The organism is Rubritalea marina DSM 17716 (genome assembly GCF_000378105.1).
Lineage (GTDB): Bacteria > Verrucomicrobiota > Verrucomicrobiia > Verrucomicrobiales > Akkermansiaceae > Rubritalea > Rubritalea marina.
The window spans coordinates 20875-45378 of the sequence record NZ_KB899267.1 but is presented as its reverse complement, the minus strand read 5'-3'; the positions used below and the strand labels follow the sequence as shown (position 1 = coordinate 45378).

Below are 24504 nucleotides of genomic sequence, written 5' to 3'. Positions count from 1 at the left end.
CTTGCCAAGCCAAGGAGCGAGTGTTCTGGGGGAGGACATAGAAAGGATTGTAGCACGGGAGAGTGCATGGAATCAACGATCCTCTGTATTTAGTCTGTCTAATATAAGAAAAGAAAGTGGATGCGTATGACAATGTGGGGTGTCTCGTTGTTAGAGGGTTTCGTGCTGATCAGGTTGACTCTCTGTAGAGTGGTGTCATTCTATTTTTGTGGCTTGTTACGGCATTATTTTTCCTCATCAATTATTTTCGCATCATCCCCTGCTAGAGGGTGAACTGTCTTGTGTGTTGGTGGATTCCTCTTGGTTATACGAGGGGAAAGGCCAGTGGGTGATGAATCCGCATTTTCAGCGCCTTTTGTTGGTGAAGGCTTCAGTGCTGGCGTATGTGGCGGAGTGGCAGTCGAGGGGGAGGGAGCTCAGCCGTGTAGCCGAGTTGGATGGGGTGCCTCACGATGCCTCTGAGCTTGTGGTTTGTCGGCTCTATGATGATTTGTTGGAGCGCGAGTTGTTGGAGTTTTGCGAGCGTCGAGATCTTGAGCTGCGATGGCTTGATTCACCTGGCTTTGTGACTCCCTATAATTGGGGGATGGAGTTTTTTTCTGACGGTAAGAAGCCTTTCATGAAGACGTTTTATGAGGCGCAGCGCAAGCGTATGGGGCTCTTGCTCGAAGCGGATGGCAGTCCAGTGGGTGGCAAGTGGAGCTTTGATGATGCGAATCGTAAAAAACTGCCGAAATCGGCTCTGGTGCCGCAGGAACCAAAGGCGATTCACGGGGTGGAGGAGCAGCGCTGGATCGAGAATGCGTGTCAGGAATTGCGAGCAAGAGGGCTGTGGGATAGAGGTTCTGAGGATTGTTTGGAGTTACGATACCCGATCACTCATGCAGGAGCGATAGAGTGGCTGGAGCAATTTTTAGAACAGCGGTTTTTGGGGTTTGGTACCTATGAGGATGCTCTCAGCACACGAGGTGACTTTCTCTATCATAGTGTTCTAACGCCAATCATGAATATTGGTTTGTTGGAGCCTGGTCAGGTGGTGGATCGAGCCATGACATTCGCCATGGATCGCGAGATCCCGCTCAATGACCTGGAGGGTTTTGTGCGCCAAGTGATTGGCTGGCGCGAGTTCACCGCATTAGTTTATGAGTGCCATGGACGCTGGATGCGCGCGCAAAATTTTTGGGGATTTGACGAAGAAATTCCGGAGTCGGTGTGGAAAGGTGAAACTGGTTTGGAACCGTTGGATTTGGTGATTCGTAAAGTGCAAGAGGAAGGCTATGCGCACCACATCGAGCGCCTGATGGTATTGGGAAGTTTTTTCATGATGATGCGGATTAAGCCAGACGCCGTTTATACTTGGTTTATGGAGATGTTTGTTGATGCCTATGATTGGGTGATGGTACCGAATGTCTATGGTATGAGCCAGTTTGCCAGCGGTGGCTTCATGGTGACAAAACCCTACCTATCAGGATCTAACTATTTGAAGAAGATGTCAGATTACGCGAATGGATCGTGGAATGCAGTTTGGGATGCATTGTTCTGGAGTTTTCTCGATGATCACCGTGACTTCTTTGCTGGTAATTTTAGGATGAAGATGATGTTGGGGCATCTGGATCGCATGGGGTCGGCGAAGCTTGCGGAGCATCATGAGCGGGCTCTGGCTTTTCGTGAGACGATGCGTCGTGGAGAACGCTGGGATGGAGGTTACTTATTGTAGAACAATTGGCGCGGCATGCATTTAGTTTGGTTTAAGAGGGACCTGCGGGTATGTGACCACCGTGTGCTGCACGAAGTGGCAGCGCGATGTGCGGCTGGCGAGCAGATGCTGGGCGTCTATGTGTATGAGCCTTTGGTGTACGAGGCGCCTGATTTTGATGTTTGTCACCTCAGATTCATCAATGAATGCCTTATAGAGTTGCGGCAGAATATTGAGGCGCTGGGGGGGACATTGTTGATTTTGCAGGGCGAAGTGCTGCGGGTGTTTGAGCAAATTCGTAAGCACTTCGGGGTGACTAAGCTCTGGGCGCATGAAGAGAATGGTAATGCGCTGACTTTTGCTAGAGATCTCAGGGTGGCAGAGTGGGCGGGTGCTCAGGGGGTAGAGTGGCAGGAGTTTTATCAAAATGGTGTGGTGCGGCGTTTGCGGAATCGCGATGGATGGGCGGATCAGTGGCGAGAGCGGATGGATGAGCCCGCCTACGCTGTCCCAGAGCGCTTGAGTTCGCCGACTACCAATTTCATGGGGGATGTTCTGAATCCGGAGGCTCTGGGGCTCAAGGCTCGTGAGATGACTGAACGTCAAGTGGGCGGTGAGTCACAGGCGCACGATTTGCTCGATAGTTTCCTGCATGAGAGGGGGATGGAGTATCGGACGGCGATGAGTAGTCCGGTGACGGGATATGATGCATGTAGTCGTATCAGCCCCTACCTGAGTTACGGTGCTATTTCTGTGAGGCATGCTTACCAGATTGGTAGAGCTCGTTATCGATCGATCAATAAGGAAACAGTGGCGAAGGGGACGGTGACACTTTGGAAGGGTAGTGTGCGTTCGTATCTTTCGCGTTTGCGCTGGCATTGCCATTTCATGCAGAAGATGGAGGATCAGTGGGATATTGATGTGGTGAATATCGCACGGGCCTATGATGGGTTGAGAGGCGATCATGTGGAGTGGTTAGAAGCTTGGGCAGAGGGCCGCACTGGCTACCCTATGGTGGATGCATGCATGAGGGCGTTGCGAGCTACGGGGTGGCTCAATTTTCGTATGCGGGCGATGGTGATGTCTTTCGCTAGTTACCATTTGTGGTTGGATTGGCGAGCCACAGGCATCGTTTTAGCACGCTACTTTGTGGACTATGAGCCGGGGATTCACTGGAGCCAGGTGCAGATGCAGAGCGGCACGACAGGAATCAATAGTGTGCGGGTGTACAGCCCGATCAAGCAGGTGGAAGATCAGGATCCCGAAGGTGTGTTTATTCGCAAGTGGGTGCCTGAGCTGGCCAATGTGCCCAGTACTTATTTGGCGCAGCCTGAGCTGATGCCGGAGCTTGAGCAGCAATTTTGTGGTTGCGTGATAGGGGTGGATTACCCTGCGCCGTTGGTAGTGCACGCGGAGGCATATAAAAAGGCGCAGCAGCAGATTCGTGCTGTGCGAGCAAATCCGGATGCTCGAGCTGAAGCGCAGCAGGTGTACCAAAAGCATGGCAGTCGATCAAAGCGACGCCGTTAAGGGATCTGAGTGATCACTTGTGGTTGATTCTATTGGTGGAGGTCGAGGAAGGTGCGTGCGGCCTGGAGGGTGTCGAGGCTGTTGGGGCTGTCAGAATGGACGCAGGCGGTGATATGGTCGTAGTCCCCAGAGAGTGGGAGTGCGGTGCCATCGATAGCTGTTAGCCTGTTGTGTTGGAGGATTTGTTCTAACCTTGCAGTGACCTGGGCTGGCTCGTGAATGATCGCCTCGGGGTGTTGTCTTGGGAGCAGTTGGCCGTTGGCAGCGTAATTACGATCGAGAAAGATTTCGGGAGTGACGGGGAGGTCGCGTGCGCTTGCTGCGGCTTCTACTGCGCCGCCGGCTTGGCAGACGATGGTGATGAGGAATTTACGCTTCACACATTCGAGGAAGGCGTGGCGGAACTGGGGATCGTTCTCTGTGAGGTGGTAGAGCGCGCCATGGAGTTTGATGTGATTGAGGTCGGCATTGGTGATGAAGCGATGCAGCTGGAGTTCCAGAAGCTGGGTGAACTGCTGGACTGTGAAGTCATCTGGTAGGCTACGACCACGATCGGGGCTAAGCTCGGGTGGGAGTCCGGGGTGGGCGCCGGTGCTGACGGCAATCGGGCGCTGGGTATTCGCGAGGTGCGAGCACCGAGCGATGGATGCAGCATCTCCGGCGTGGCCGCCGCAGGCGATGTTTGCCATATGTAGGAAGGGCATGAGAGCGGCGCTTTGTTCATGGGATTCCCATTCGCCGAGGTCGCAGTTGAGGAAGATTTCAGGCATGATTGAAGGTGATTTGTGTGTGTGCGTGGCGCTGGGTGAGCCAGCCAATGTCGTCTGGGTGGATGCGAGCAATGATCGGATAGCCGCCCACGGTGGGGCCGTCGTTGAGCGTGGTGATGAGTTGTCCGGTGCTGAGAACTTGCACGCTGCCGGTCAGGGTGGGTGTGCTGTGGATGCTGAGTGAGTGTTGCAGCGGGCTAGATTCTGATTCTAGCCTATACCCGCTGCGGTCTGAACGAGCAGAGATTCTCCAGGGGATGTCTTTTAATGCGTTCCAGGCTTGGTCTGAGAAGAGTTGGCGGTGTGGGCCGGGGAAGATCCGAATCGATGGTGGGCTTGTGTGGTCGCGTTGATCAGCTACAGGGGTGCGCCGTGGGAGTTTATTCAGGTTGGGTGATGGGTTTGCCACATGGATGGTGTCGCCAGCCTTGATTTCTTGTCCAACATTTGAGCGTTGGTGGTAGGAAGAGCTGCCGAATTGTTGGGCAGCAGCCCAGCCTCCGGTGACCGCGAGGTAGGACCATGCGCCATCCTTGTTAGGTGTGAAATGGATAGAGCTGCCAGCGCGGAACCAGCCTCCACAGTGCGGGGGTAGTGCCTCGCAGCGCAGGGTGCCGACATGGGCGAGGTAGCAATCATTCAGTACTTCTATCAGCGCGCCACCTAACATAACTTCCAATAGCGTATCATTGCATAGGTTATGGGCGAGCAGGTTTGCCTGCTTGGCACTGTATGGGTCGATGGATCCCGCGGGAGGTACGCCAAATTCTAACCAACTGTTGGGGTGAGTACGTCCTTGGTCTTGGAAGCTAATTGTCGCTCCTGTTTGGATGACTTGAATCATGAAATTGGGCGAAATTCGAGGGTGTCGCCAGGGTGGAGCGTGAAGGCTGAGTGGTCGTTGCGGTCGGGGTGGAAGAGTGGGTAGTCTGTATTGCCCAACCAATTCCAACCACCGGGGCTGGGGGTGGAGTAGATGCCGGCGTGTTTGCCTCCGATGGCTACGGCGCCAGGTTCCATTTTTGGGCGTGGAGTGCTACGGCGTGGGAGTTGGAGTGGCTCAGGTAGGCCGTCGAGGTAGGCGAAGCCTGCGCTAAAGCCGAGGAAGCGCACGCTATAGATGGCGCTGCTGTGGAGTGTGATGATTTCCTGAATACTCAGCTTGCTGGCGGTCGCGAGATCCTGCAGGTCTGGGCCGGTGTAGTGGACTTCGATCACATGGTGGCGCTGCTTGTTGTCTGGGCTAGTGTGCTTCTGGAGGGTGTCATGCACCAGGGCTTTGACTTGCGACTGGGTCAGAGGGCTGGAGGTGGTGAGCAAGAGGGAGTCATATGCGACCACGCATTCTTGGATATGCTGGAAGCTTGCCTTACGGAGGGTGTGGAGTGCTGCGATGTCGTCTGGATTGTCTAATTGTAGTAACCACGCATTCGGCCCGTAGGGCAGAATCTGGTAGCTGATGGACGAGGACCTTGGCACGTGACGAGGCTAGCGAAAGAATTCGGTTTTGACGAGTCGCGATGTGCGATTAGTATTGCCTGCTAGATGGCCCAAACTAGTGAATCAGAAACTCAACGCGTCCTTGTCACTGGTGGTCAGGGCGGGCTAGCGATGGCGTGCCGCGAGGCGTTTGAAGGACTCGGCTGGGAGGTCCTGGCCCCTACACGGTCTGAGATGGATGTGGCAGATAGCGACTCAGTGGATCGCTATATCAGTGGAAGTGGTGCGATTGATTTACTGGTTTGTGCGGCGGGTTCCATCGACGATGCCTTGTTGTTAAAGCTCAGCGAAGATGCTTGGGATGGGGTGTTGGATGCTCATTTGTCGGGGGCTTTCCGATGCGCTCGAGCGGTTTCGCGCGGGATGTTGCGGCAGCGTTCGGGTCATGTGGTGTTTATTGGGAGTTATTCTGGGTTTCACCCGCCAGTGGGGCAGGCGCATTACGCAGCGGCCAAGGCCGGATTGAGTGGGATGATGCGGTCACTGGCCCAAGAATGGGGGGGGCGCGGTGTGCGCTCGAATCTTGTGGTGCCTGGTTTTTTGGAGACAAAGATGACCTCGGGCTTACCGGCATCGGTGCAGCAGGCCTCTCTGTCTAAGCATGCGTTAGGGGCATTCAACACCCCAGAAAAGGTGGCGCAGTTTATTGCCTTTCTCCACGCGCAGATGACCGCCACCTCCGGGCAGACCTTCAATTTGGATAGTAGGATTCTCTGATATTTAAGAGGTTCGGACGTTTCAGAAAACTGGAAAAAAAGGGTTGCCATCGCCGAATATGCGGCGTAAGAGCCCGCCGCTCGATTGGCGAAGGCAGTGAATAACCTATTTAGCCTACGCCGATTGAATCTCCCGCATCCTAGTATTATGAAACTTTTTTCAGTATCCAAGACGAAGCAGCCAGCGGCTGTGCTCCTATTGACTGCATTGGCAGTTTTATCGATTCCAGCTGCCCACGCTGAGCTTCCCGCGAAGCCTTCGCAAAAAATTGTGGCAGATTCTCAAGGTCGCAAGACTGACAAGCATGGGATGGCGAGCTACGCAGACGGTGAGCACACCCGCCACGTCCGCACCACTGCATATTCGTGTATGGAAAATGAACCGGGAGCGCATGGGAACCTCAATGCTGCTGGCACGGTGCTGAAGTATGGTAAGACGATCCGAAGTGCGGCCGCTGATTGGTCGGTGTATCCGCTGGGTACGAAATTTAAGATTAAAGGTCTCCCGTACACCTATGTGGTGGAGGATTACGGTTCGGCCCTCACAGGTACCAATACCATTGATATCTACAAGCCGACTCTACGCAAGATGAACCATTGGGGGACACGCAAAGTCGAGATCACCGTGGTGAAGTGGGGGTGTTATGATAAGAGCCGCCGCATACTCAAGCATCGCACTGGTTATTGGCATTGTCGTAAGATGTACAATGAGATCAAGCGCAAGCTCAGCAGCGAGGCGCTTGCAAAACTCTAGATTGATCTGGGGTATCCATTTTCGAAGAAGCGAGCGGCTGGAGACAGCTTCTCGCTTTTTTTATTTGGGATTAGAGGGTGGATTGGCTGTTTCTGAGTGGGAGTGATCTGCGGATCGCATCGCTGGATTGTGTCTTGAGTTTGGGAGCTTGAGCGCTTAGTCCTAGGGGTATGTTGAAAGCGGAGCGAGCAGCCTATGTGATGGAGCGGTTGGAGGAATTGTACCCTGAAACACCCATTCCGCTAGACCACACAGACCCTTTCACCTTGCTGGTGGCGGTGCTGCTTTCGGCCCAGTGCACCGATGCGCGAGTCAATACCGTGACGCCAGAGTTGTTTGCGCTGGCCGACAACCCGCATGAAATGGCGCAGCAGCCAGTGGAGGCGATTCAGGCAATTATTCGACCTTGCGGGCTTTCGCCTCGGAAATCCAAAGCGATATCTGAGTTGTCAAAAATTCTGGTAGAGAAGTATGATGGTGTCGTTCCGAAGGAGCTGGAGTTGCTCGAGGAACTACCGGGGGTGGGACACAAGACCGCGTCTGTGGTAGTGGCTCAGGCATTTGGGGTTCCTGCATTTCCGGTAGATACGCATATTCATCGTCTGGCGCAGCGCTGGAAGCTAACTGATGGCAAGAATGTGGTGAAGACGGAGAATGACCTGAAGAGCTTGTTTCCGCCCGAGAAGTGGAACAAATTACACTTACAAATTATCTTTTACGGTCGAGACGCCTGCACAGCGCGTGGCTGTGATGGGCGTGTTTGTGAGATGTGCCGCACGATGTTTCCTAGAAGAAAATCGCCAGTTATTTGGAAAAAGTAGTGGTCATGACTGGGATGGCGTGGTCTAAGAGTGGGTGACACGGTTGTGTGTCACTGTCGGTCAGTGGATTGTGGGATTCATGTAAATGAAAATCATGAATTTCTTAAATTTGATCCTTTACTGATCGCAATCGATTCGCAGAATTACAGAATCTCAATTGTATACGAGCAATAAGCTACATGAAGCTCGTAGATGAAGATCCAACAAAACTATCACTATGAAATACCGTTCGACCCAAACGTTAAAATCAATCAGCCTCACCACACTTGGCTTCCTCGGCGCGAGTGCCAGTCTGATGGCGCAGGACACAGTATCTGAGTCCAGCGCATTAGAGAAATACCTTACAGATGGTGGCGCCTTGACCATTTTCATTGTGGGGGTTGGCCTTACCTCATTGATTGGTCTCAGCGTATACAACTTCATTAACTTGGCGAAAGCTAAGTTCTGCCCAGACGATCTCAAAGCTGCCTTGCTTGATCACATGCAGAACTGCCGAGTGCGTTCAGCGATTGAGCTTTCTGCATCACACCCAAGCTACCTTGGTCGTATGCTTGCCTACTCACTTCCCAACATCGACGCCACTCAGCCTGAGACACTTGGTCGTGATAGCGTGGAAGACGCGATCGCAGACTTCACAGTAAACGAGAACCGCAAGCAGATGCTCTGGATCAACCTCATTTCTTTAGTTGCTCAGTCCGCTCCGATGCTCGGTCTCTTCGGTACGGTTTTCGGTATGATTGCGGCATTCGCCACTTTGAAGGAAGCTGGTGCTGAGCCATCCAAGCTTGCGGGAGATATTTCCATCGCACTATTGACCACCATGTGGGGTCTTGTGGTAGCGATCCTTTCTGTGGTAGCCTACTTCTTCTTTAAGTCACGCTACAACAACCTCGTGGCTGAATGTCACGCAACTGCTGAAGCACTCGTAGACGCTTCCCTTGATACTGTGAATGGTGAGGGTCGCCTTGCTAAGATTCCAGAAGGTATCGCAGTTTAGTTGATACAAGCGCCGGAGCTCGTAGGAGCTCTCACATTTTGACTACTGCGCTCAGTTATGGGCGCAGTATTTTGACCTTCAGAACCCAATCTCACCCGAAATAGGATGTCTAAAAAACTAAGTAAGCTCAACGCCCAAGAAGACAAGGAGTTGCAGATGGACATGTCGCCGATGATCGACATGGTTTTCCTTCTCTTGGTGTTCTTCATTGTGGTGTCGACTCCGATGATCGTGAAGATGGATCCCGAGGTGAAGCCCGCTGTGGCGTACAACTCAAAAGATCCAGAGGATAAGCGCGGCCGCATTGTGGTAAACGTGCGCTCGGATGGCTCAATCTTCCCGGTGAACATCGAAGATGGTGAGATCACTGACGAAGATGACATCACAGCCTACGTGAAGTCACTACGCGATAAATACAAAAACCAAGGGATCGCCTCCCGCTTGCACCTACGTGGTGATAAAGACGCAGTGTTCAAGCACTCGCGCAAGGTGATCAAAGCCGCCGCTGATGCCGGTGTGAATGAAGTGCTTTTCTCAGCCTACAACTTCGAACAATAAACCAATCCTGCCCCACCCACTATGTCTAGACGTAAGAAAGCCCAAGCGCCTGAGGAGGATGAACCGTTATTGGATATCTCCTCATTGATTGACGTTTGTTTCCTATTGTTGATTTACTTCATGGTGACCGCGACGATTCAGCCACGCGAGAGTGATCTCGGGCTTAATCTCCCCACGACTGCATCAAATTCTGACAGCCAAACAGAGATTGACCCGATGTTTATCGAGGTGAAGGAAGATGGATCCATCGTGGTGAACCGCGAGGAGCAGATGGATCAGGGGGCCGTTGGTCGTCGTCGTAATCTACCAATGCTCGAGGACCGCCTATTGATCTACAAGGAAGGTGCTTCTGCAGCAAACACTGCACCTCTTGTGCAGGTGGCTGTGGACAGCGAAGCCCCACACGAATCAGTGGTCGATGTGCTCAACTGTTTGGTTGGACTTGAGATCACCAAGGTCACTTTTACCGATTTTGCGAACTATTAAGCGATAGCCACTTGGCTGCTGAATTGGGGGCGCTTTGAAGACCCCCACATTGAGGAAACTCAAACCCAATATCCACACTTTACAATGAAACACCAGGGATCGATTTACCCAGCAATGATGGCAGCAACTGCTGCATTGGTCTGTGTTGCCCCAACGCAGGTCTCCGCCCAGAGCATTCAGGAAGTAATGCCAAAAGGCTTGAAGGCGATGCGTGCCGGAAAATTCGCTGAGGCGAACCAAATCTTCGGCGATTTCACCAGTAATTTCGATAAGGAGCGTGGTACCCGTCTGTTTGGTGGGCACTTTGGTTCTGCTTATTACTACAAGGGCCGTTCAGAATTCAGCCTAGGCAATGAATTTAGCCGGCTCGGTGGTGAGAAGAATGCGGCTAAGGCCAAGGAGTTCTTCCAGTCTGCGAAAGAATCATTCTCCAATAGTTACAGCATCTCCGGTGAGGGAGGTAAGATAAATAAGCAACAGAAGATCTCGTTGTTCTATAAGGCCCAAGCCTGCCAAGCTCTCGGCGAATACCGCGAGGCCATCACGCTTTACGAAAAGTTTTTGGCGGAGCGTAACGATAGCGACAAGTTCAGCATTGGAATGTACCACGTGAACTTGGCGACGTGTAATTTCAAGCTTCCTAAGCCTGACCTCAAGGCGGGTATGACGGCTTTCGAGACGGCACTCAAGAATCGTGAGCGCTGGAAGATCAACGACATGGCGATTGTGAGCGCGTTCCAGGCGTTTTCCCAGGCAGTAATTGCAGCCAAGAGTGAGAGTTCCATGGTGGACTTCCTCAATCAGAATCGTGCGGTCCTCACGCTCAAGCCATACCAGATGGTAGAGTTTACTCCATTTTTCCAGAAGCTAGCCTCTGAGGCGATCAAGGCGGATATGCTGGAGGCTGGATTCAACCTCCTCGCTTTGGTGCCTAGCTCTGAAGTGGCGCTCGCGGATATCGAGCAACTGAGTAAGCGCATCAAGAATGTGCCCGTGAAGCAATTTCGGGACGGTGGTGACACGATCAACAAGCAACGTCTAGCAAGTTCTAAGGCGCTTTTAGAAAAGCGTATCGCCAAGGGGGATCCACCTGAGGTGTTGGCCCTCAACTCCGCAGCTGTGGTGCACGAGAAGGCTGGATATCTACGTGGAGCCTACGCGGTGTATCAGCAGCTTGAGAAGAATTACACTAAGTCGAGTCGCCGTGAGAACTACTTGTTCCAGTTGTTCCGCATTGGTTCTGAGCTCGGTCGTGCAGCTGAGAGCGAAGCCTACGGCCGTAGCTTCCTCAAGAATTTCCCGAAATCTGAGCGCGCTGAGACGGTGCGCGTGTTGATTCTATCAAGTATCTTCAAGGCTCGAGACTACGAGAAGGCTAAGGCGACTGCGTCGGAGTGGATCGATCAACTACCAAAGAATTCATTGCAGCACGATGTGTGTTTGCACGTCATTGGTGGTTCTCTCTTTTACCTTGGGGAGTATGAGAAGGCGAAGCCGTACCTGGAAGAGCATTGTAAGCTTTACCCAGAGAGTAAGTTTGCAGCGACAGCAGGCTACCTTCGTGCGGCGAACTACAGTCAGCTGGATGACTACGAAAATGCACAGAAGTATCTCGAAGGTTTCATCAAGCAATTCAGCGACCCGAGCAAGAACATCTACTTGTCATACGCGCTCTTCGATCTTGCCAATGTGCACTTTGTGCAGCAGGAGTTTGACCAATCATTGGTCTACCTCGACCGTATCGAAAAGGAATTTGGTACTGCGCCAATCGCTGGTGCAGCATTCAACCTCAAGGGTAGCATTCTTCAGTCACAGGAAGGTGGCGAGGAAAAGGCGCTTGCCTATTTCAAGAAGTCCTACGACATGGCGAAGAAGGGCGGGAGCTCTTCTTCTGAGTCCGAAGCATTGTTCTACCTCATTAGCCTCCTAGGTGACAAAAACGCGGCAAAAGCTGCGGGGGCCAAACAGGAGGATGTGTTGCCATACTTTGATGAGTTCTGGAAGAAGTACCAGAAGAGCCCTTACCTTGCCAATGTGGTGGTTTCATCCGCTGAAGCCCTGGCAAAGGCGGGTCGTTATGCCGTGCTCCTTCCAGCTCTGGAGAGCTCCATTGCATCTACAGCGAACAGCAAGAACACCATCGTGCTCGTGACCGCGATCGACAACTATTCCAAGTATTACATCGAGAACGAAATCAAGAATGGTGCCTCAGCTGAGGCTGCTGGCGAAAAGCTTAAGACGGTTTATTACAAGTTTCCGAATGTGGATACCAAGAACGCACGGACACAGGCTATGCTCCGTGTCGCGCTCATCGGTGTGTATGAAGAAACCTATCAGCACGCTAAGACTGAGGAGAATAAAGACCTGATGGCGAAAATGCAGGGTCGTATCACGACGACATTCAAGGATCTCAAGGCTCAGTACCCAGTGGAGCAGCTTTCCGACTTCGTCTTGATCAAGGTGGGTGATTATCTTCGCACCAAGTCCTCAGCACCGCGTCAGGCGCTCCCGTATTATCAAGAGCTGCTCAAGCGCAAGAAGGGCGACTACACGCTCGATGCTGAATTTGGTGTGGCTGACGTCTACGGTGTGGCTGGGTCTAAGGATGAAGCTGCAAAGGCGATCCAGTTGCTCTCCGATATCGAGAAGAGCAACCCGGAAGACACCAAAATCGGTGGCCAGGCAGTGGCTCGTATCGTGCAAATCTATGCGACTCAAAAGAACTGGCCTAAAGTGATCGAAGCGGGTCGTGATTACCTCAAGAAGTACCGCTCAGAGAAGCTCATGGTGCAGCTCTTGCTCGCTCAAGCATACGATCAGACGAAGGCATTCAACGACGCAATCGCCATCAATATGGGTATCTACAGTTCCAACACGAGCAACTGGGGTGTGTCAGTGCCAGCCATCAGTCGCGCTACTGAGTTGATGTGGGAACACGGTGCCGAGAAAGAAGGTAAAAGCCGTAAGCAATCAGCCTACGAGGTGGCCGCGCGCTACATCAAGAATTCCCGAGCTTCCTTTGATAAGTTCAAGGACAGCATGAGTGAGGACGTGCGCACCACGTGGCGCGCACTGGACCGCCGTGTTCAGCAATGGGAAGAAGGTGGTGAAATCAAGACCTTCAAGCAAATCGAAGCAGAGCAAGCCAACCAGTAAGGTTTAACAACAAGCATTTAGAAAGAGATGAAACTATTTACCGTATCAGCACTCATCGCATGTGGTCTCGCAGGTCTGGCTCACGCGCAGCAAGCATCCCGCACGGCCATGGAGGCCTTCTTGCTCCGTCCGAAGCAGAAGCCGGTGAAAATCTACGTGCTTAGCGGCACGCCCGCAAACTTCAGCTTTGTCAATACGCTGCAGTCTACTCAAACACGCAACGGCAAGGTGTCTGGTGGTGCAAGCCTGTACTTCATGCAGCCTAAGGAATTTGTGGCAGCCATGGATCTCTTTGAAGGTCGTAAGTACAGCGAGGCTGCTGCTGGTTTCGGAGCCTTCGCGCAAAAGTACGCTAGCTTCAAGGCATTCAAGGAGAACTATGCGACGCTTGCGAGTTACTATGAAATGGAGTCTCTACGGAAGCAATTCGATGTGGCGGGCCTCGTGGCTAAAGCCGCGAGCTTTAACTCGAAACCACTCGGTAATGCAGAGCAGGTGCAGCAAGTAGAGATCTACAAGTTCTGGGAGCTGCTTCATGCGAAGTCTTGGGATCAATTGGTGACACTCAGTGAGGAATGGCAAGCAAAGTCGATCCCTGACACCCACCGTGCACAGATTGCTTATTGTCATGCCGTGGCTTTGAAAGAACAAGGTAAGCTCGATGCTGCCATTGATGCATATAGTACCGCCTTCACCGTCGATACCTTTAAGTCTCATGAGCTGGTGAATCAGGCTGCGCTTGAAGCGCTTGACCTCTATCTCAACCAGAAGGAAGTAGCGGCTGCGATCAAGGCCTGGGGTACTGCCAAGCAAGACAAGGCGGGGCAGGGTTACAAGTGGTTGGTGGAAGCCAATGCACTTGCCCGGTTGTACAACACAACGGGAATGGGAGGCGGTGTCGATCTCGATGCACGCTTTGCTCCTATCCTGAAGTGCACTCCTTCGAATTAATTAACCTTGAGCCTTCTTATTTTCTGAACCTAGAGCCCCTGCATGGAGCTCTAGGTTTTTTTCTGGCTGTGAGCTTAGGATTCCGTCTGTTTTTCGTCCTTGTCACTTGGTGTGAATCTGTCGCATCCTAGCAGAAACCCACACACCCCGAAGAAATTGCGTAGTATTGATCCAAGACTGTCCGTCAATGTGGCACGGATGATGTATCTGCTTGTCTGTGAGATCGCAGGCAGCACGCTTGCGTTCAAGATGCTGGGGCCTGACAAATTATGGATTGGTGTGGTGGCTGGTTTTATGGTGGCGATCCTCTTTATCATGATCGACAATATCCTGAAGGAATTCACGATCCGCCACCTATCGACCGCGACGCTTGGGCTCTTATTAGGACTGGCCTGTGCTTGGCTGCTGCAGACGATCCAGCTGACACAATTGTTCACGGCAACTTTCGGCGATAGCTTTACAGAGATGGAGAATTTGGATCTCACTTTGCGCGTCTGTACATACGCGACGATGGGATTCATGGGAACGGTGATCGCTCTACGCAGTAGCCCGGATGACGTTGCATTGGTCATCCCTTACGTACAATTCCGTGCAGAATCACGGCCTGATAAGTCAACGGTGGTGGATGCTACGGTGCTGGTGGATCCTCGGCTTACTGGAATTGCGAATTCGGGCTTCTTTGGGAGTCGGTTTGTCATTCCGCGTTTTGTGCTTAATGAGCTTCAGGAGATGAGGAATTCGGACGTGAAGAGCCGCAGTCAGCGCGGTGAGCGAGGGCTGGAGCTCTTGAGGGAGTTTCAAACCAACCCTAAAGTGGATGTGCGTATTCATGATGGCTCGATGGATGTGGCGGAGGAAAATCGTATCCTGCATCTGTGTAGTTTTTTGCAGGCGAGGCTCTTGACCTGTGACGATGCGTTGTCGAAGCTGGCCAAGGTGCAAGAAATTGAGGTGATGCATTTGAATCAAATAGCTGAAGTGCTCCGTCCACAGGTTGAGGTTGGTTCGAGGATGCAGCTCTCGATTGTTCGCCCCGGAAAGGAAGATCACCAGGGGGTTGGTTATCTTGATGATGGGACGATGATTGTGGTCAATCATGCATACAACAAGATCGGGAGTGCCCTCGATGTGACAGTAATCTCGACGATCAATACGTCTGCGGGTACCATGGTCTTCGCTGAGGAGACGAAGTGATCGACATTGCGGTGTCACCTGAACGCGAAGGCTGCACAGTGATTTGGAGGAATAGAGGCCAATGCTGGCCGACCGATTCATGGGTTACTTAGTCCTGTGTATACTGGGTGTTTTGTTTTGTTCACAGTGTTACTGTGTTATACACCTTGGACATACAGGTGTTGTAAATGATGAAATTTGAGATGAAAAAATATGTTAAATTGGCGGCACTAGGGATCATGGCGTTATCAACGATGGTGTGTCACGCTGCTGGAGAATGGGTCAGTATCCAGGATGGCGGCAAGTCGATGTCGGTGCATGTGGAGGGAGTGGCCAGGTTTAATATGATTTCCTCCGCTGTCTTGAAGGTGGATGGCGAGGTTCGCCGCCTGAGGATGAATGGGATGGAGTTGAGTGCTCCAGTCGCTCACAGCGTGGCAAACACGCCATTCGGTAAGGCAGACATGAGTACGGTGACATTGGAGGCCGAGCCCTATGGATACACGGTTCGGTTGAAGCGTTTGCGCAATATGCAGGCATTCACGATACAGGCTGAATTCCACAACCGCAGCGAAAAGGATGTGAAGCTGCGCGCCTTTGACCTTATTGATGCGATGCACAACATGCCGAATGGTAAGATTGTGGAGGATCCATCAACGTTCTTGGTGACGCCGTTGATGCGGGATTTTCCAGCACAGCCATTGAGTGAGATGGAGAAGAATGCGACGGACGCAGCTATCATTTACAACCCAGAGGGGAAAGGGTTTCTTGTTGGACCGATTGGTCCAGCAGAGGCTTACACGACGGTCGAAATTAGAAAAGGTTCCTTTAAGTCCTTGGTTGGCATGGACGACGTGCTCGTGCGTGCTGGTGAAAGCCGCCGAAGTGAGGAGGTCATGGTTTCATTTGAGCCAGCCAAAGAATCAATCGATATTTGGACTCAATGGGTGGCGATCACTCATGGTGCCCGCCGTCACCGCGGTGCAGTATACGGTTGGTGTAGTTGGTATGATCGCACCACCAAAATCGATGCAGCGCACATTCTCGATGTGACGCAAACGATCAAAGATAACCTAAACACCTTCGGTAAAGGAATCATCCAGATCGACGATGGTTATCAGAAGATGGATGGTGACTGGAGCGGCAATGAGAAGTTCCCACAAGGGATGGCGACGATCGCCAAAGAAATCCGTGATGCGGGTTGTATTCCCGGGGTCTGGTTTGCACCACTCATGATTCACCCGGACCACCCGTGGGCGAAGGCGAACCCAGATGCGATCCAGAAGGATGCGGGGGGGCTTGAGCGCTTCAGTAACCCGAACCCATTCCACCCAGCTGGCGCGAAGTGGATTGTACCAGATCATCCAGAATCTAAGAAATTCCTCTTTAACATCATTCGAGACGCCCGTGAACGCGGTTATGGCTACATCAAGATCGACTTCAATGGCATTGGAAATAAATTTTACGATCCGACAAAGACAAGGCTGCAGATCTTCCGCGAGCTCTACACTTTGTACCGCGAAGCGGCAGGAGAGGAAATGTACATCCTATCGTGCCTGGGTAGTCCGACACGTGGCGTCATCGGCTATATCGATGCGGCGCGCGTGGGGCCTGATTCCCACCCAGCGGGCTTCAAGCATTGTTTGGATTCGGTGCTTCGTTTCCAGATATTCGATAATGTTTGGTGGCAAAACGATCCTGATGTGACTTACCTAGCTCCCAAGCTCAAGAGTCGCCGTGTTGGTCATACCCCTGAAGGTGAAGGTATGTGGAGGACCTGGCACGCCATCAATACCTTGGTTGGTGGCACCGCCATGATTTCGGAGCCAATCCAATTCCCAGATGTGAAAGAAAAGTGGCGCAACTACGAGATCATGCGCCCTGGGAGTGCCGAACCAGCACGCTTGCTTGAGCTAGGAAATTCTCCGCACAATACCACACTTGGCTTCTCCGCAAACCGTCCCTTTGGAGACTTTGCCGTCTATAATCTGTACAATGTCACAGAAGGGAAGAAGTCGCTCTCCATTGATTTTGAAGCGGCTGGTTTACCGGCTGGTGTGAAGTGTGCTGTGTACGACTATTGGGAGAATAAAGTGGTTGCTTATGCAAGCGATTCCTACACCACAAAGGACTTAGAATACCTCTCCTCAGCGTTGTTGCGCTTTACTCCGATCCAATCTGATCGCCCAACATTGGTTGGTTCTGACCTTCATTTGTCGATAGGTGCGACAGAGATTGAAAATATTTTGACTACGGATTCAGCGATTGAGGTGGTACTCACTGATGCTGGCGCTCAAGAAGGATCTCTGACCTTCGTGTGTGAGAAAGTTCTCCAGAAAGATAAGGCGGAAAACTGTACCATTCGCTCTGTGGAGAGCCTGGGGAATGATCTTTGGAGAGTGCACATTGCCGATCGAGTCTGGAATGCCGATCAGAAAATCTGCTTGAAACTAAAGTAAGCGAAGTTGCGGACTGTTTGAACCATTGGGAGGCTGTATGCTAAGCTTGTGTACCAGTTTGGTGGTTTCGAATGCAAATTTCGTTAGAAAATCTGATAGAAAGTACTGATTAGACTTCCATTCTAGAGGGTAGCTTTTGTAGTTTGTGTTTTCTATGCGCAGAGTACTTCACGCTCTGCTGGCGATTTTTTTGTTCATTGGTCCGCTCAACATGGGGTCATACTGGGGCAATTATCGTTGGCCCCTTTTGATTTTGGCAACCTTGTACGGGGTGCTTGCGATAGCTTTGCCTAGGCGGAGCCTGATGGGGCAGGATTCTAATGTGCGCCTCAATCGAGTCTGGTGGGTGCTGGCTGGTCTGTTAATAGCGCTCGGGGTGCAAGGTGGCTGGATGTGGTTCAATGCGAAGTCGACCTTTTATTTTAATGAAGTGCATGAAGGGGTGCATTATTGGTGGGAATTATTACCGAGAGAGGGGGTGCCATTCCCTGATTTTCCCGGAGCCCCTGATCGGGGAGAAGCCTGGGATCGACTGAGCTACCTGATTCCATGTGGTTTGGTTTTCTTGGGCACCTTGCGCTTGCTTCACCTGAAGGTCTTGAGCATGCGCTACATTGTAGCCTGTATTTTCTGGGCGGGGGTTGCTGTCGCTACCTTGGGGTTAGCTCAGCGAATGACCGGGGCGTCAGGCATTTATTGGAATCCTGAATTTAGCTGGTCGAATCGGCATTTGTTTTTCGCAACATTTCGGAGTCCAGCCATTGCTGCTGCATACCTGAACCTATGCTTTTCAGTGGGTTTTGGTTACCTCATCGCTACTGTGGATAGAGCGAGTAAATCTGAAAATGCCAGCCCATGGAGGACGGTTAGTGTCTTGATCGGATTGATTGTGGTGTTCGCAGGGGCGGTCGCAGCTGGTTCAAAGGCCGGAGTATTTTTTGCGGTGCTCTCACTCTTGTTGTGGATTGTCTTTGGGTGGCGGATGATACTAACTGCGTATCGTCGAGCTTCGAGCATTCTCCCAAGTGGTAGCCCTCATGAAAGGAATATCATTCTGTTGGCTACGGTGGGAGCGGGTTGCTTTGCTGCCTTGAGTTTTAGCAATATCGTGGCTGATCGATGGGGGCGTTCGATTCATAATGATTATGGGACGATGCAGATCAGAGTTGAGCTCAATAAGATTCAATGGAAGATGGTGCATGAACCTGATTTTGGTGCAGTGGGGTATGGGCCTGGGAGCTTTTATCCCATGTTTGAGATCCGTAAGAACCAGAATCTCGTCGATGGATTACAGCATCACTACTATGTTTACGCGCACAATGATCATTTCCAAACACTATTAGAATGGGGGTATTGGGGCTTTTTCATCTACTTGTCTTTTTTCATTGGAGCTCTTGTATTGTGTATTCGGGCATTGGCTCAAAGGCGCCGAAAGATGCGTACGACGAAGCAAGCAATCTACTTATCGGCAGCGATAGGAATAGGAATTATGTTTACGCATGCTTGGGTTGATTTTCCATTGCAGATAGAATCCATTGCTATTACCTTGGCGTGTGTCCTAGCTGTCACATGGTCATCATTACGAGTGGGATAGAAGACGGGTGCGGTCATCCCTAAGGAGGGTTTCTAGGGTTTATTATATCTAGGGGGTGTTCGTAATTTACTTGACTTAACTGTTGGAAATAGGTCACCTCACCAATACACTATACATTGAAATTATGAAAAATTCCCCAAGAAAACTATTAATAGCAAGCGCCTCAATGCTGGCAGCGACGTCGTTGATGGGGCAAGATTTGAACAGCGATAACGATCTGCAAGGTTCTTATGCCGCGTTTACCCGTTCGCAGATTGAGGCTGCTGCTTTTGACGCATTCGATCAGGGCTTTGAAGATGATGTTGCTGGTTCTGTGCTTGATTACTTTAAATTTGGCGTCCGGGTATCAACCGACTTCAATAGCAATATTTTCAACTCGAATACCAATGAAGTGGAGGATGTGATCATTCGCATGAGTATCCCTATTTCAGTGGAGAACGAAGAGTTTGCGAGGCACCACTGGGGGATTCATTACACCCCAAAGATTAATGCCTACATTGACAACTCAAGAGAGGATGGTGTGGATCATTTTTTGAATGGTAACTACACTGCGACACTCGAAAAAACCGTGATTGATGTGAATGCGGGCTTCTCTAAAACACGAGGAAGTGACCGATTTGCCTCAGGCAATATTGCCAAGAATACCTACACCCTAAGAGGTTCTATCTATCACCAGCTCACAGGTAAAACTCGTTTGGATCTAGATTTGGGTGCTTATGCTGATGATTTCAAGTCAGAGAGCTTGTTTGATCGCGAAAGGTACAATGCTCGATTGGCATGGCAATATCAGGTGACTGGCAAGACGACTCTCGGGCCGTATGTGGGATATGAATTTGTGAATGTTGAACAACAGCCAAACCATAAAGCCTATTCAGCTGGTGTTAAGGCGACTTATCAGGCATTGCAGAAGACGACCTTTAGTGGTTTTGCTGGTGTTGAAAACCGTCGCTACGAAGGAGGTGGAGTTGAAAATACGACGACCCCTACATTTGAGTTCGCAGCGAGTTATCAGTTGACTGGTAAGACAAATATCGTGGGTACTTTATACAACACGATACGTGCGTCATACAGTGACTTTGGTCGTTCCTACAAGGCTTTTGGTCTGAGCGCTCAGGCAAATTACAAAATGAGCCACCGTGTTCACTTCAATGCAGGCTTGAATCTGGAAAGAGATGATTATTTTAGTACCATCGCTGGTGCGACTGGTAATCCTGACTCTGATTATAGACGTGTTTATGTTGGAGGGAGCTATCGCACGCCAATCGGTTTGACTGTTGGTTCTAGGCTTAGTTACGCTAACAATGACGCTGGTGACAACACTCGAGATTACGACACCTGGGTCTTCAGTCTAGACGCTGGCTACGACTTCTAAGTTGCTGCTAGATTTAGAAACTTGTCTGATGTCTCACGATGAGGCATAATCCTCTCTAAATAAGTACTTAATTTATGAAAATATTGATCAAAGCGTGTGTCGCCTGCCTAGCCTTACTCATTGGTGTGAGCAACACTGTGGTAGCGCAAAACAATGCTGCGGCCGCGGCTAAAGCAAAGAAAGCACCATCATCCCTGTCAATCACCGCTCCAAAGGACGGTAGCCCAGTGAGCTACAGCTCTGGAGGGAAGACATTCACGGTCAAGCCTGGTGAGACTGTGACTCTGCCCGCTGGAGCCAAGGATATCAAGGTGCCTACTGGCGCTGTACTCCAAGCTGTGCATGTGAAGAAGAATAAGACCAAGACGGTTGCAAAGATGTCTGTCATGGAGAATGTGGTGCTACCACAACTCACCGCAAAAGACATCAAATCCAAGCTCAATGTTGCGAATTGTGTCATCGTCAGCTTACTCATGTTTGAGCCCAAGGGGAGCCTTAAAGAATACGAGTTCAAAAACCCTTTCAAGAAAAACCAGGTGATCCTGGCAACTGAGATTGATAAGAATGGAGTTAAAAAGCTCACCAAGATCTCAGGTGGTAAAGTGGTCGTGACGATCACAGACCTGAATGGCTCTGAAAGGAAGGAAGAGCTTCCTAGCGAATATGCGCTAGGTACGGGTACCGCTATTTCTGAAACAATCGCACTTACTGGTTTTCAAGCTGTCAATCAAGCTGTTGATCAAGTTCAACAAGATGCTCAAAATAATGATGGCCTCGCGGGCAGCAATGCAGTCACGGGCACGCAGGCCACAAGCGCAGCAACTGACGAATAATGCATTGAACTTCGATGCCTAACCACGCAAGAGTAGCACCTAAGCAGTACGTTCTAGGTGCTTTTCTTTATATTTAGGCAACCAATGAAAACTACCATGTTGAAAAATCTTTTAGCGGTATGCATCGCCATTACGGCTATGTTGTTTCCCTCACTGCTCAGTGCGGCTGATGCCAAAGAATACCAATTGCAGAAAGATGACACGGTCAAAATGATCGTTTTCCAAGAAGAAGAGTTGTCGCGCGAATCCCAGATCGGGAAGTCTGGGTTTGTATCATTCCCTTTGATCGGGAACGTTAAACTCATTGGTAAAACCCTCAAGGAGGCCGAAGCAGAGATTAAAGGCCTCTATGAAAAAGATTACTTGGTCAATGCTCAGGTCAATTTGTCAGTCGTTGGTTACGCTGACAAGTGGGTGATTGTGGGTGGAGATGTGCGATCGCCAGGTACCATTCGATATCCTGAAGAAGGCGCGCTAGACCTTCGAGGCGCAGTAGCCCAGGCCGGAGGTGTGACAGAAACAGCCGATACTTCGAGCATTGTCGTTCGGAGTAAAAGTGGGGCGATTGTGCGGTATAACCTTCAATCCTCAGGCAGCAAGGTTTTGAAGCATGGTGATTCGATCACTGTGCCCCGGAGTACACTGAAGCAATCCTCCATCACTGTGTCAGGAAATGTCAGGAACCCCGGTATCGTGAATTTCCCAAAGACTGGTAAGTTGGATATCCTAACTGCAATTGCGCAAGCTGGTGATTTTGACCGCATTGCAAACAAGAAGGATGTGATTGTGAGCCGCAGTGGTAGAAGGATCTTGGTAAGCCTTCGAGACATCAAAAGTTCAAAAGCGAAGATGTTTTATATGCAGCCTGGTGATATCGTAATCGTTCAGGAATCAAGATTTTGATCGCCCAAGATTAATACGAGCAGCCCTTACCGTATAGGTGTTATTATCTAAATTAGCAGATATTCCTCTACAGAAGTAATGTCACCTCATTAGTTTTCAACTAATCACCGAAAAAATAAAATTATCTATTATGTCAACAGACATCGAGCCATTTGCTGATCAAACGACTAGTGTAATCTCAGAAGAGAATCAGAGTAAAGATAACTTCATTACGAATAGATTGGGGATGAGTAATGTCCGACAAGCGCTTAGCCGTTGGTGGATGATGCTGATTTTTGGTGTGCTCGGCTATTGTGGTGCGTTGTATTACATGTCGATTGTTCCTCCCAGCAACGAGGCAGTCGCGATCATTGAGGTAAGCATGGAGAATAGCCAAATTTTGGGTAAGGGTGTGACGGTTGATCGTATGACACCAGCCATTGTCCTAGCGACTGAGGCCAGCAAATTGCTGGGGCCAGCAATATTGGCGGAAACAGCACGCAGCCCTGAAGTGCAGGCGTTACAAAATGCGATCCCCCCAAAGTCATCATGGAAGCCAAGGTACATGTTGACCGAAGAGGAGTTGGCTTTTAAGCCTGCTAGCTCTGTCGAAACATACAAGTTAGTGAATCGTATGGCGCGTGGTTGGTTATCCATTTCGGGTATTCGCGACACCTCATTGATTGAGGTGCGCTGTAAACACCCAGACCCTGAGACTGCTCGAGTGATTGCGGATACCTTGATTCGCGTTTATAGCGAAAAAGAAGAGGATTTGGCTCAGGTCGGCTCAAATGATGTCTTCAAAATTCTTAAAAAAGAAGGAGACGCAGCGAGGCAGGAGATGGAAGATGCTGAAAAGGCTCTCCAAGTGTATGTTTCAGCCCTAAAGTTGAGCGAGGATATTCAAGCTGATCGGGCCAATGTGATTGCCATCCGCCAGCGCTACTTAAGAAAGCACCCTGCTCGGATCCAATCTGAGGCAGTATTCAATGATTTATTAATGCGTTTTGCCCGAGAGATTAAACGTTCCTCAGCCAGAAAATCAGAAGCACCATACTGGATCGAGTATAAAGACCAATTGGATGCGTTAGAAAAAATCATAGACACCAATGACGATGAAGATGCGGTCATGGAGGCTGCTGACGAGTGGGTGTTGCTGGCACAAAGTGCTCTTGCAACCCGTGCTAGTTTGTTAAATACGACTATTGATCAATCAAGAGCTCAATACCAGCTGATCACTAAACGTATGACTGAGATTGATGTGGCTGATAATCGCCCTATGAGTAACATCAGAATTATCGAACCAGCCTTCATCGGATTAGCGAAAGATTCAGTGCGGTTGATGTATCTGGCAGCAGGCTCGATCATGGGGGCTGTAGCTGGATTTTGTATCGCATTTGCATTGGCTGTGATTGACTATAAAATTTATGATGTCCGCTCAGCTGAAGAGGCAAGTGGCTTGACATGCTTAGCTGCTATCCCGTCTTCTTCTACATTTAATAGGCACAGTAAGGGGAGTAATTGGTCTTCGGTGCTTCAAAATGACTCCAATTCACCTAATGCAGAATCAATAAGAAACCTGAGGGCATCGATCATATTGATGGGTAAGAAGGAACGCAACAAAGTTCTTCTAGTCACTTCGTCGATTCCTGGCGAAGGGAAAACAACGATCTCAGCAGAGATTGCTTCAGCCTTTGCAATGAACAAGGAAAATACCTTGCTTATCGATATGGATCTGAGAAGACCCAAGTTAACCGAACATTTTCCAAGTTTAAAAGATGCGCCAGGTATTACGGAGGTCTTAGCTGATCAAGTGTCATTAGATCACGCGATTCATACAAGTCCCATACCGAATCTCTCTATTATTGCTTCAGGTGGTAAGGCTCCCAACCCATCAGAATTGATGCATGACTCTGAGATGCATGATTTAATTGAAAACTTAAAAGGGCGTTTCGATCGTATTATCATTGATTCTGCACCGGTACTTCCGGTCGCAGACTCTAGACTGTTGTCGAAGCATGTGCATGGTGTGTTGTTAGTTGTTAGATCGAGAAAGACGCCTATCGGCGCGATGTTGCGTGCAAGGGATTTATTGAATTCTGCAGGAGCAACAATAGGTGGTGTCGTTGTTAATGGGATGAAACGCACAGGGGGAGGTAAGTATCATGGTTACAAAGGCTTTGGTGAATACGGACAAGAGGACTATGGCTACTACGGTAGCGATGAAAAATGATCGATATTTAGGTTGTTAACCTT

At 50.4% G+C, this 24504-nt stretch carries 20 protein-coding genes; 17 read left to right on the top strand and 3 right to left on the bottom strand.

The window, feature by feature from the left end; translation table 11 throughout:
- Positions 1-208: 208 nt before the first annotated feature.
- Both F454_RS15245 and F454_RS15240 read left to right on the top strand, forming a co-directional pair.
- Entirely contained in the window at positions 209-1717 is a 1509-nt protein-coding gene (locus F454_RS15245) for a cryptochrome/photolyase family protein (protein ID WP_083913035.1), read from the top strand.
- 15 nt (positions 1718-1732) lie between these two features.
- Positions 1733-3226, top strand: coding sequence for a cryptochrome/deoxyribodipyrimidine photo-lyase family protein (locus F454_RS15240; protein ID WP_018971086.1), 1494 nt, complete (start codon positions 1733-1735; stop codon positions 3224-3226).
- 29 nt (positions 3227-3255) lie between these two features.
- Here the strand turns inward: F454_RS15240 and F454_RS0112945 are convergent, their stop codons facing one another.
- From F454_RS0112945 to F454_RS15985, 3 genes are read right to left on the bottom strand one after another with little or no spacing between them, the layout of a single operon-like run.
- Positions 3256-3996, bottom strand: a complete 741-nt coding sequence (locus F454_RS0112945) for a LamB/YcsF family protein (RefSeq protein WP_018971085.1) — start codon at positions 3994-3996, stop codon at positions 3256-3258.
- Positions 3989-4840: a 5-oxoprolinase subunit C family protein gene (locus F454_RS0112940; protein WP_018971084.1), complete on the bottom strand. Its 852-nt coding sequence runs from the start codon at positions 4838-4840 to the stop codon at positions 3989-3991. Before F454_RS0112940 ends, F454_RS0112945 begins: the two co-directional genes overlap by 8 nt.
- Entirely contained in the window at positions 4837-5475 is a 639-nt protein-coding gene (locus F454_RS15985; RefSeq protein ID WP_018971083.1) for a 5-oxoprolinase subunit B family protein, read from the bottom strand. Before F454_RS15985 ends, F454_RS0112940 begins: the two co-directional genes overlap by 4 nt.
- A 66-nt stretch (positions 5476-5541) precedes the next feature.
- Between F454_RS15985 and F454_RS0112930 the strand changes: the two genes are divergently transcribed.
- The 15 genes from F454_RS0112930 (at position 5542) to F454_RS0112860 (ending at position 24481) form a co-directional block, all read left to right on the top strand.
- On the top strand, positions 5542-6213 hold the full coding sequence (locus F454_RS0112930; protein WP_018971082.1) for an SDR family oxidoreductase: 672 nt from the start codon (positions 5542-5544) through the stop codon (positions 6211-6213).
- Positions 6214-6360: 147 nt separating this feature from the next.
- On the top strand, positions 6361-6966 hold the full coding sequence (locus F454_RS15980; RefSeq protein ID WP_018971081.1) for a 3D domain-containing protein: 606 nt from the start codon (positions 6361-6363) through the stop codon (positions 6964-6966).
- A gap of 170 nt (positions 6967-7136) precedes the next feature.
- Positions 7137-7787: an endonuclease III gene (nth, locus tag F454_RS0112920; protein WP_018971080.1), complete on the top strand. Its 651-nt coding sequence runs from the start codon at positions 7137-7139 to the stop codon at positions 7785-7787.
- A 217-nt stretch (positions 7788-8004) separates the two neighbouring features.
- Positions 8005-8784, top strand: a complete 780-nt coding sequence (locus tag F454_RS0112915) for a MotA/TolQ/ExbB proton channel family protein (protein WP_018971079.1) — start codon at positions 8005-8007, stop codon at positions 8782-8784.
- Between the two features lie 105 nt (positions 8785-8889).
- Positions 8890-9342: an ExbD/TolR family protein gene (locus F454_RS0112910; RefSeq protein ID WP_018971078.1), complete on the top strand. Its 453-nt coding sequence runs from the start codon at positions 8890-8892 to the stop codon at positions 9340-9342.
- 21 nt (positions 9343-9363) lie between these two features.
- Positions 9364-9828, top strand: coding sequence for an ExbD/TolR family protein (locus F454_RS0112905; RefSeq protein WP_018971077.1), 465 nt, complete (start codon positions 9364-9366; stop codon positions 9826-9828).
- 84 nt (positions 9829-9912) lie between these two features.
- Positions 9913-12984: a tetratricopeptide repeat protein gene (locus F454_RS0112900; RefSeq protein ID WP_018971076.1), complete on the top strand. Its 3072-nt coding sequence runs from the start codon at positions 9913-9915 to the stop codon at positions 12982-12984.
- Between the two features lie 27 nt (positions 12985-13011).
- Positions 13012-13935 carry a Mul1B family putative transporter subunit gene (locus F454_RS0112895; protein WP_018971075.1) on the top strand — a complete coding sequence of 308 codons (924 nt, stop codon included), beginning with the start codon at positions 13012-13014 and terminating at the stop codon, positions 13933-13935.
- Between the two features lie 198 nt (positions 13936-14133).
- Positions 14134-15129: a hypothetical protein gene (locus F454_RS0112890; protein ID WP_018971074.1), complete on the top strand. Its 996-nt coding sequence runs from the start codon at positions 14134-14136 to the stop codon at positions 15127-15129.
- A gap of 218 nt (positions 15130-15347) precedes the next feature.
- Positions 15348-17567, top strand: a complete 2220-nt coding sequence (locus tag F454_RS0112885) for a glycoside hydrolase family 36 protein (protein WP_169334405.1) — start codon at positions 15348-15350, stop codon at positions 17565-17567.
- A 154-nt stretch (positions 17568-17721) separates the two neighbouring features.
- Positions 17722-19161, top strand: coding sequence for an O-antigen ligase family protein (locus F454_RS0112880; RefSeq protein ID WP_018971072.1), 1440 nt, complete (start codon positions 17722-17724; stop codon positions 19159-19161).
- A gap of 82 nt (positions 19162-19243) precedes the next feature.
- Positions 19244-20533 (top strand): hypothetical protein, encoded by a 1290-nt coding sequence (locus F454_RS0112875; RefSeq protein WP_156817285.1) that lies wholly within the window; start codon positions 19244-19246, stop codon positions 20531-20533.
- 74 nt (positions 20534-20607) lie between these two features.
- Positions 20608-21366, top strand: coding sequence for a hypothetical protein (locus tag F454_RS0112870; RefSeq protein ID WP_018971070.1), 759 nt, complete (start codon positions 20608-20610; stop codon positions 21364-21366).
- Between the two features lie 96 nt (positions 21367-21462).
- A complete protein-coding gene (locus F454_RS0112865) occupies positions 21463-22269 on the top strand; it encodes a polysaccharide biosynthesis/export family protein (protein WP_169334404.1) in 807 nt (268 codons plus the stop codon).
- A 130-nt stretch (positions 22270-22399) separates the two neighbouring features.
- The gene (locus tag F454_RS0112860) at positions 22400-24481 is read left to right on the top strand and encodes a polysaccharide biosynthesis tyrosine autokinase (RefSeq protein ID WP_018971068.1); all 2082 of its coding nucleotides are present in this window, start codon (positions 22400-22402) and stop codon (positions 24479-24481) included.
- Positions 24482-24504 lie beyond the last annotated feature (23 nt).

Bases quoted from the DNA above. Each gene is read 5' to 3' on its own strand.
- F454_RS15240 (WP_018971086.1), top strand. From the start codon at position 1,733: ATGCATTTAGTTTGGTTTAAGAGGGACCTGCGGGTATGTGACCACCGT.
- F454_RS0112945 (WP_018971085.1), bottom strand. From the start codon at position 3,996: ATGCCTGAAATCTTCCTCAACTGCGACCTCGGCGAATGGGAATCCCAT.
- F454_RS0112940 (WP_018971084.1), bottom strand. From the start codon at position 4,840: ATGATTCAAGTCATCCAAACAGGAGCGACAATTAGCTTCCAAGACCAA.
- F454_RS0112930 (WP_018971082.1), top strand. From the start codon at position 5,542: ATGGCCCAAACTAGTGAATCAGAAACTCAACGCGTCCTTGTCACTGGT.
- F454_RS15980 (WP_018971081.1), top strand. From the start codon at position 6,361: ATGAAACTTTTTTCAGTATCCAAGACGAAGCAGCCAGCGGCTGTGCTC.
- nth (WP_018971080.1), top strand. From the start codon at position 7,137: ATGTTGAAAGCGGAGCGAGCAGCCTATGTGATGGAGCGGTTGGAGGAA.
- F454_RS0112915 (WP_018971079.1), top strand. From the start codon at position 8,005: ATGAAATACCGTTCGACCCAAACGTTAAAATCAATCAGCCTCACCACA.
- F454_RS0112910 (WP_018971078.1), top strand. From the start codon at position 8,890: ATGTCTAAAAAACTAAGTAAGCTCAACGCCCAAGAAGACAAGGAGTTG.
- F454_RS0112905 (WP_018971077.1), top strand. From the start codon at position 9,364: ATGTCTAGACGTAAGAAAGCCCAAGCGCCTGAGGAGGATGAACCGTTA.
- F454_RS0112900 (WP_018971076.1), top strand. From the start codon at position 9,913: ATGAAACACCAGGGATCGATTTACCCAGCAATGATGGCAGCAACTGCT.
- F454_RS0112895 (WP_018971075.1), top strand. From the start codon at position 13,012: ATGAAACTATTTACCGTATCAGCACTCATCGCATGTGGTCTCGCAGGT.
- F454_RS0112890 (WP_018971074.1), top strand. From the start codon at position 14,134: ATGATGTATCTGCTTGTCTGTGAGATCGCAGGCAGCACGCTTGCGTTC.
- F454_RS0112885 (WP_169334405.1), top strand. From the start codon at position 15,348: ATGGCGTTATCAACGATGGTGTGTCACGCTGCTGGAGAATGGGTCAGT.
- F454_RS0112880 (WP_018971072.1), top strand. From the start codon at position 17,722: ATGCGCAGAGTACTTCACGCTCTGCTGGCGATTTTTTTGTTCATTGGT.
- F454_RS0112870 (WP_018971070.1), top strand. From the start codon at position 20,608: ATGAAAATATTGATCAAAGCGTGTGTCGCCTGCCTAGCCTTACTCATT.
- F454_RS0112865 (WP_169334404.1), top strand. From the start codon at position 21,463: ATGTTGAAAAATCTTTTAGCGGTATGCATCGCCATTACGGCTATGTTG.
- F454_RS0112860 (WP_018971068.1), top strand. From the start codon at position 22,400: ATGTCAACAGACATCGAGCCATTTGCTGATCAAACGACTAGTGTAATC.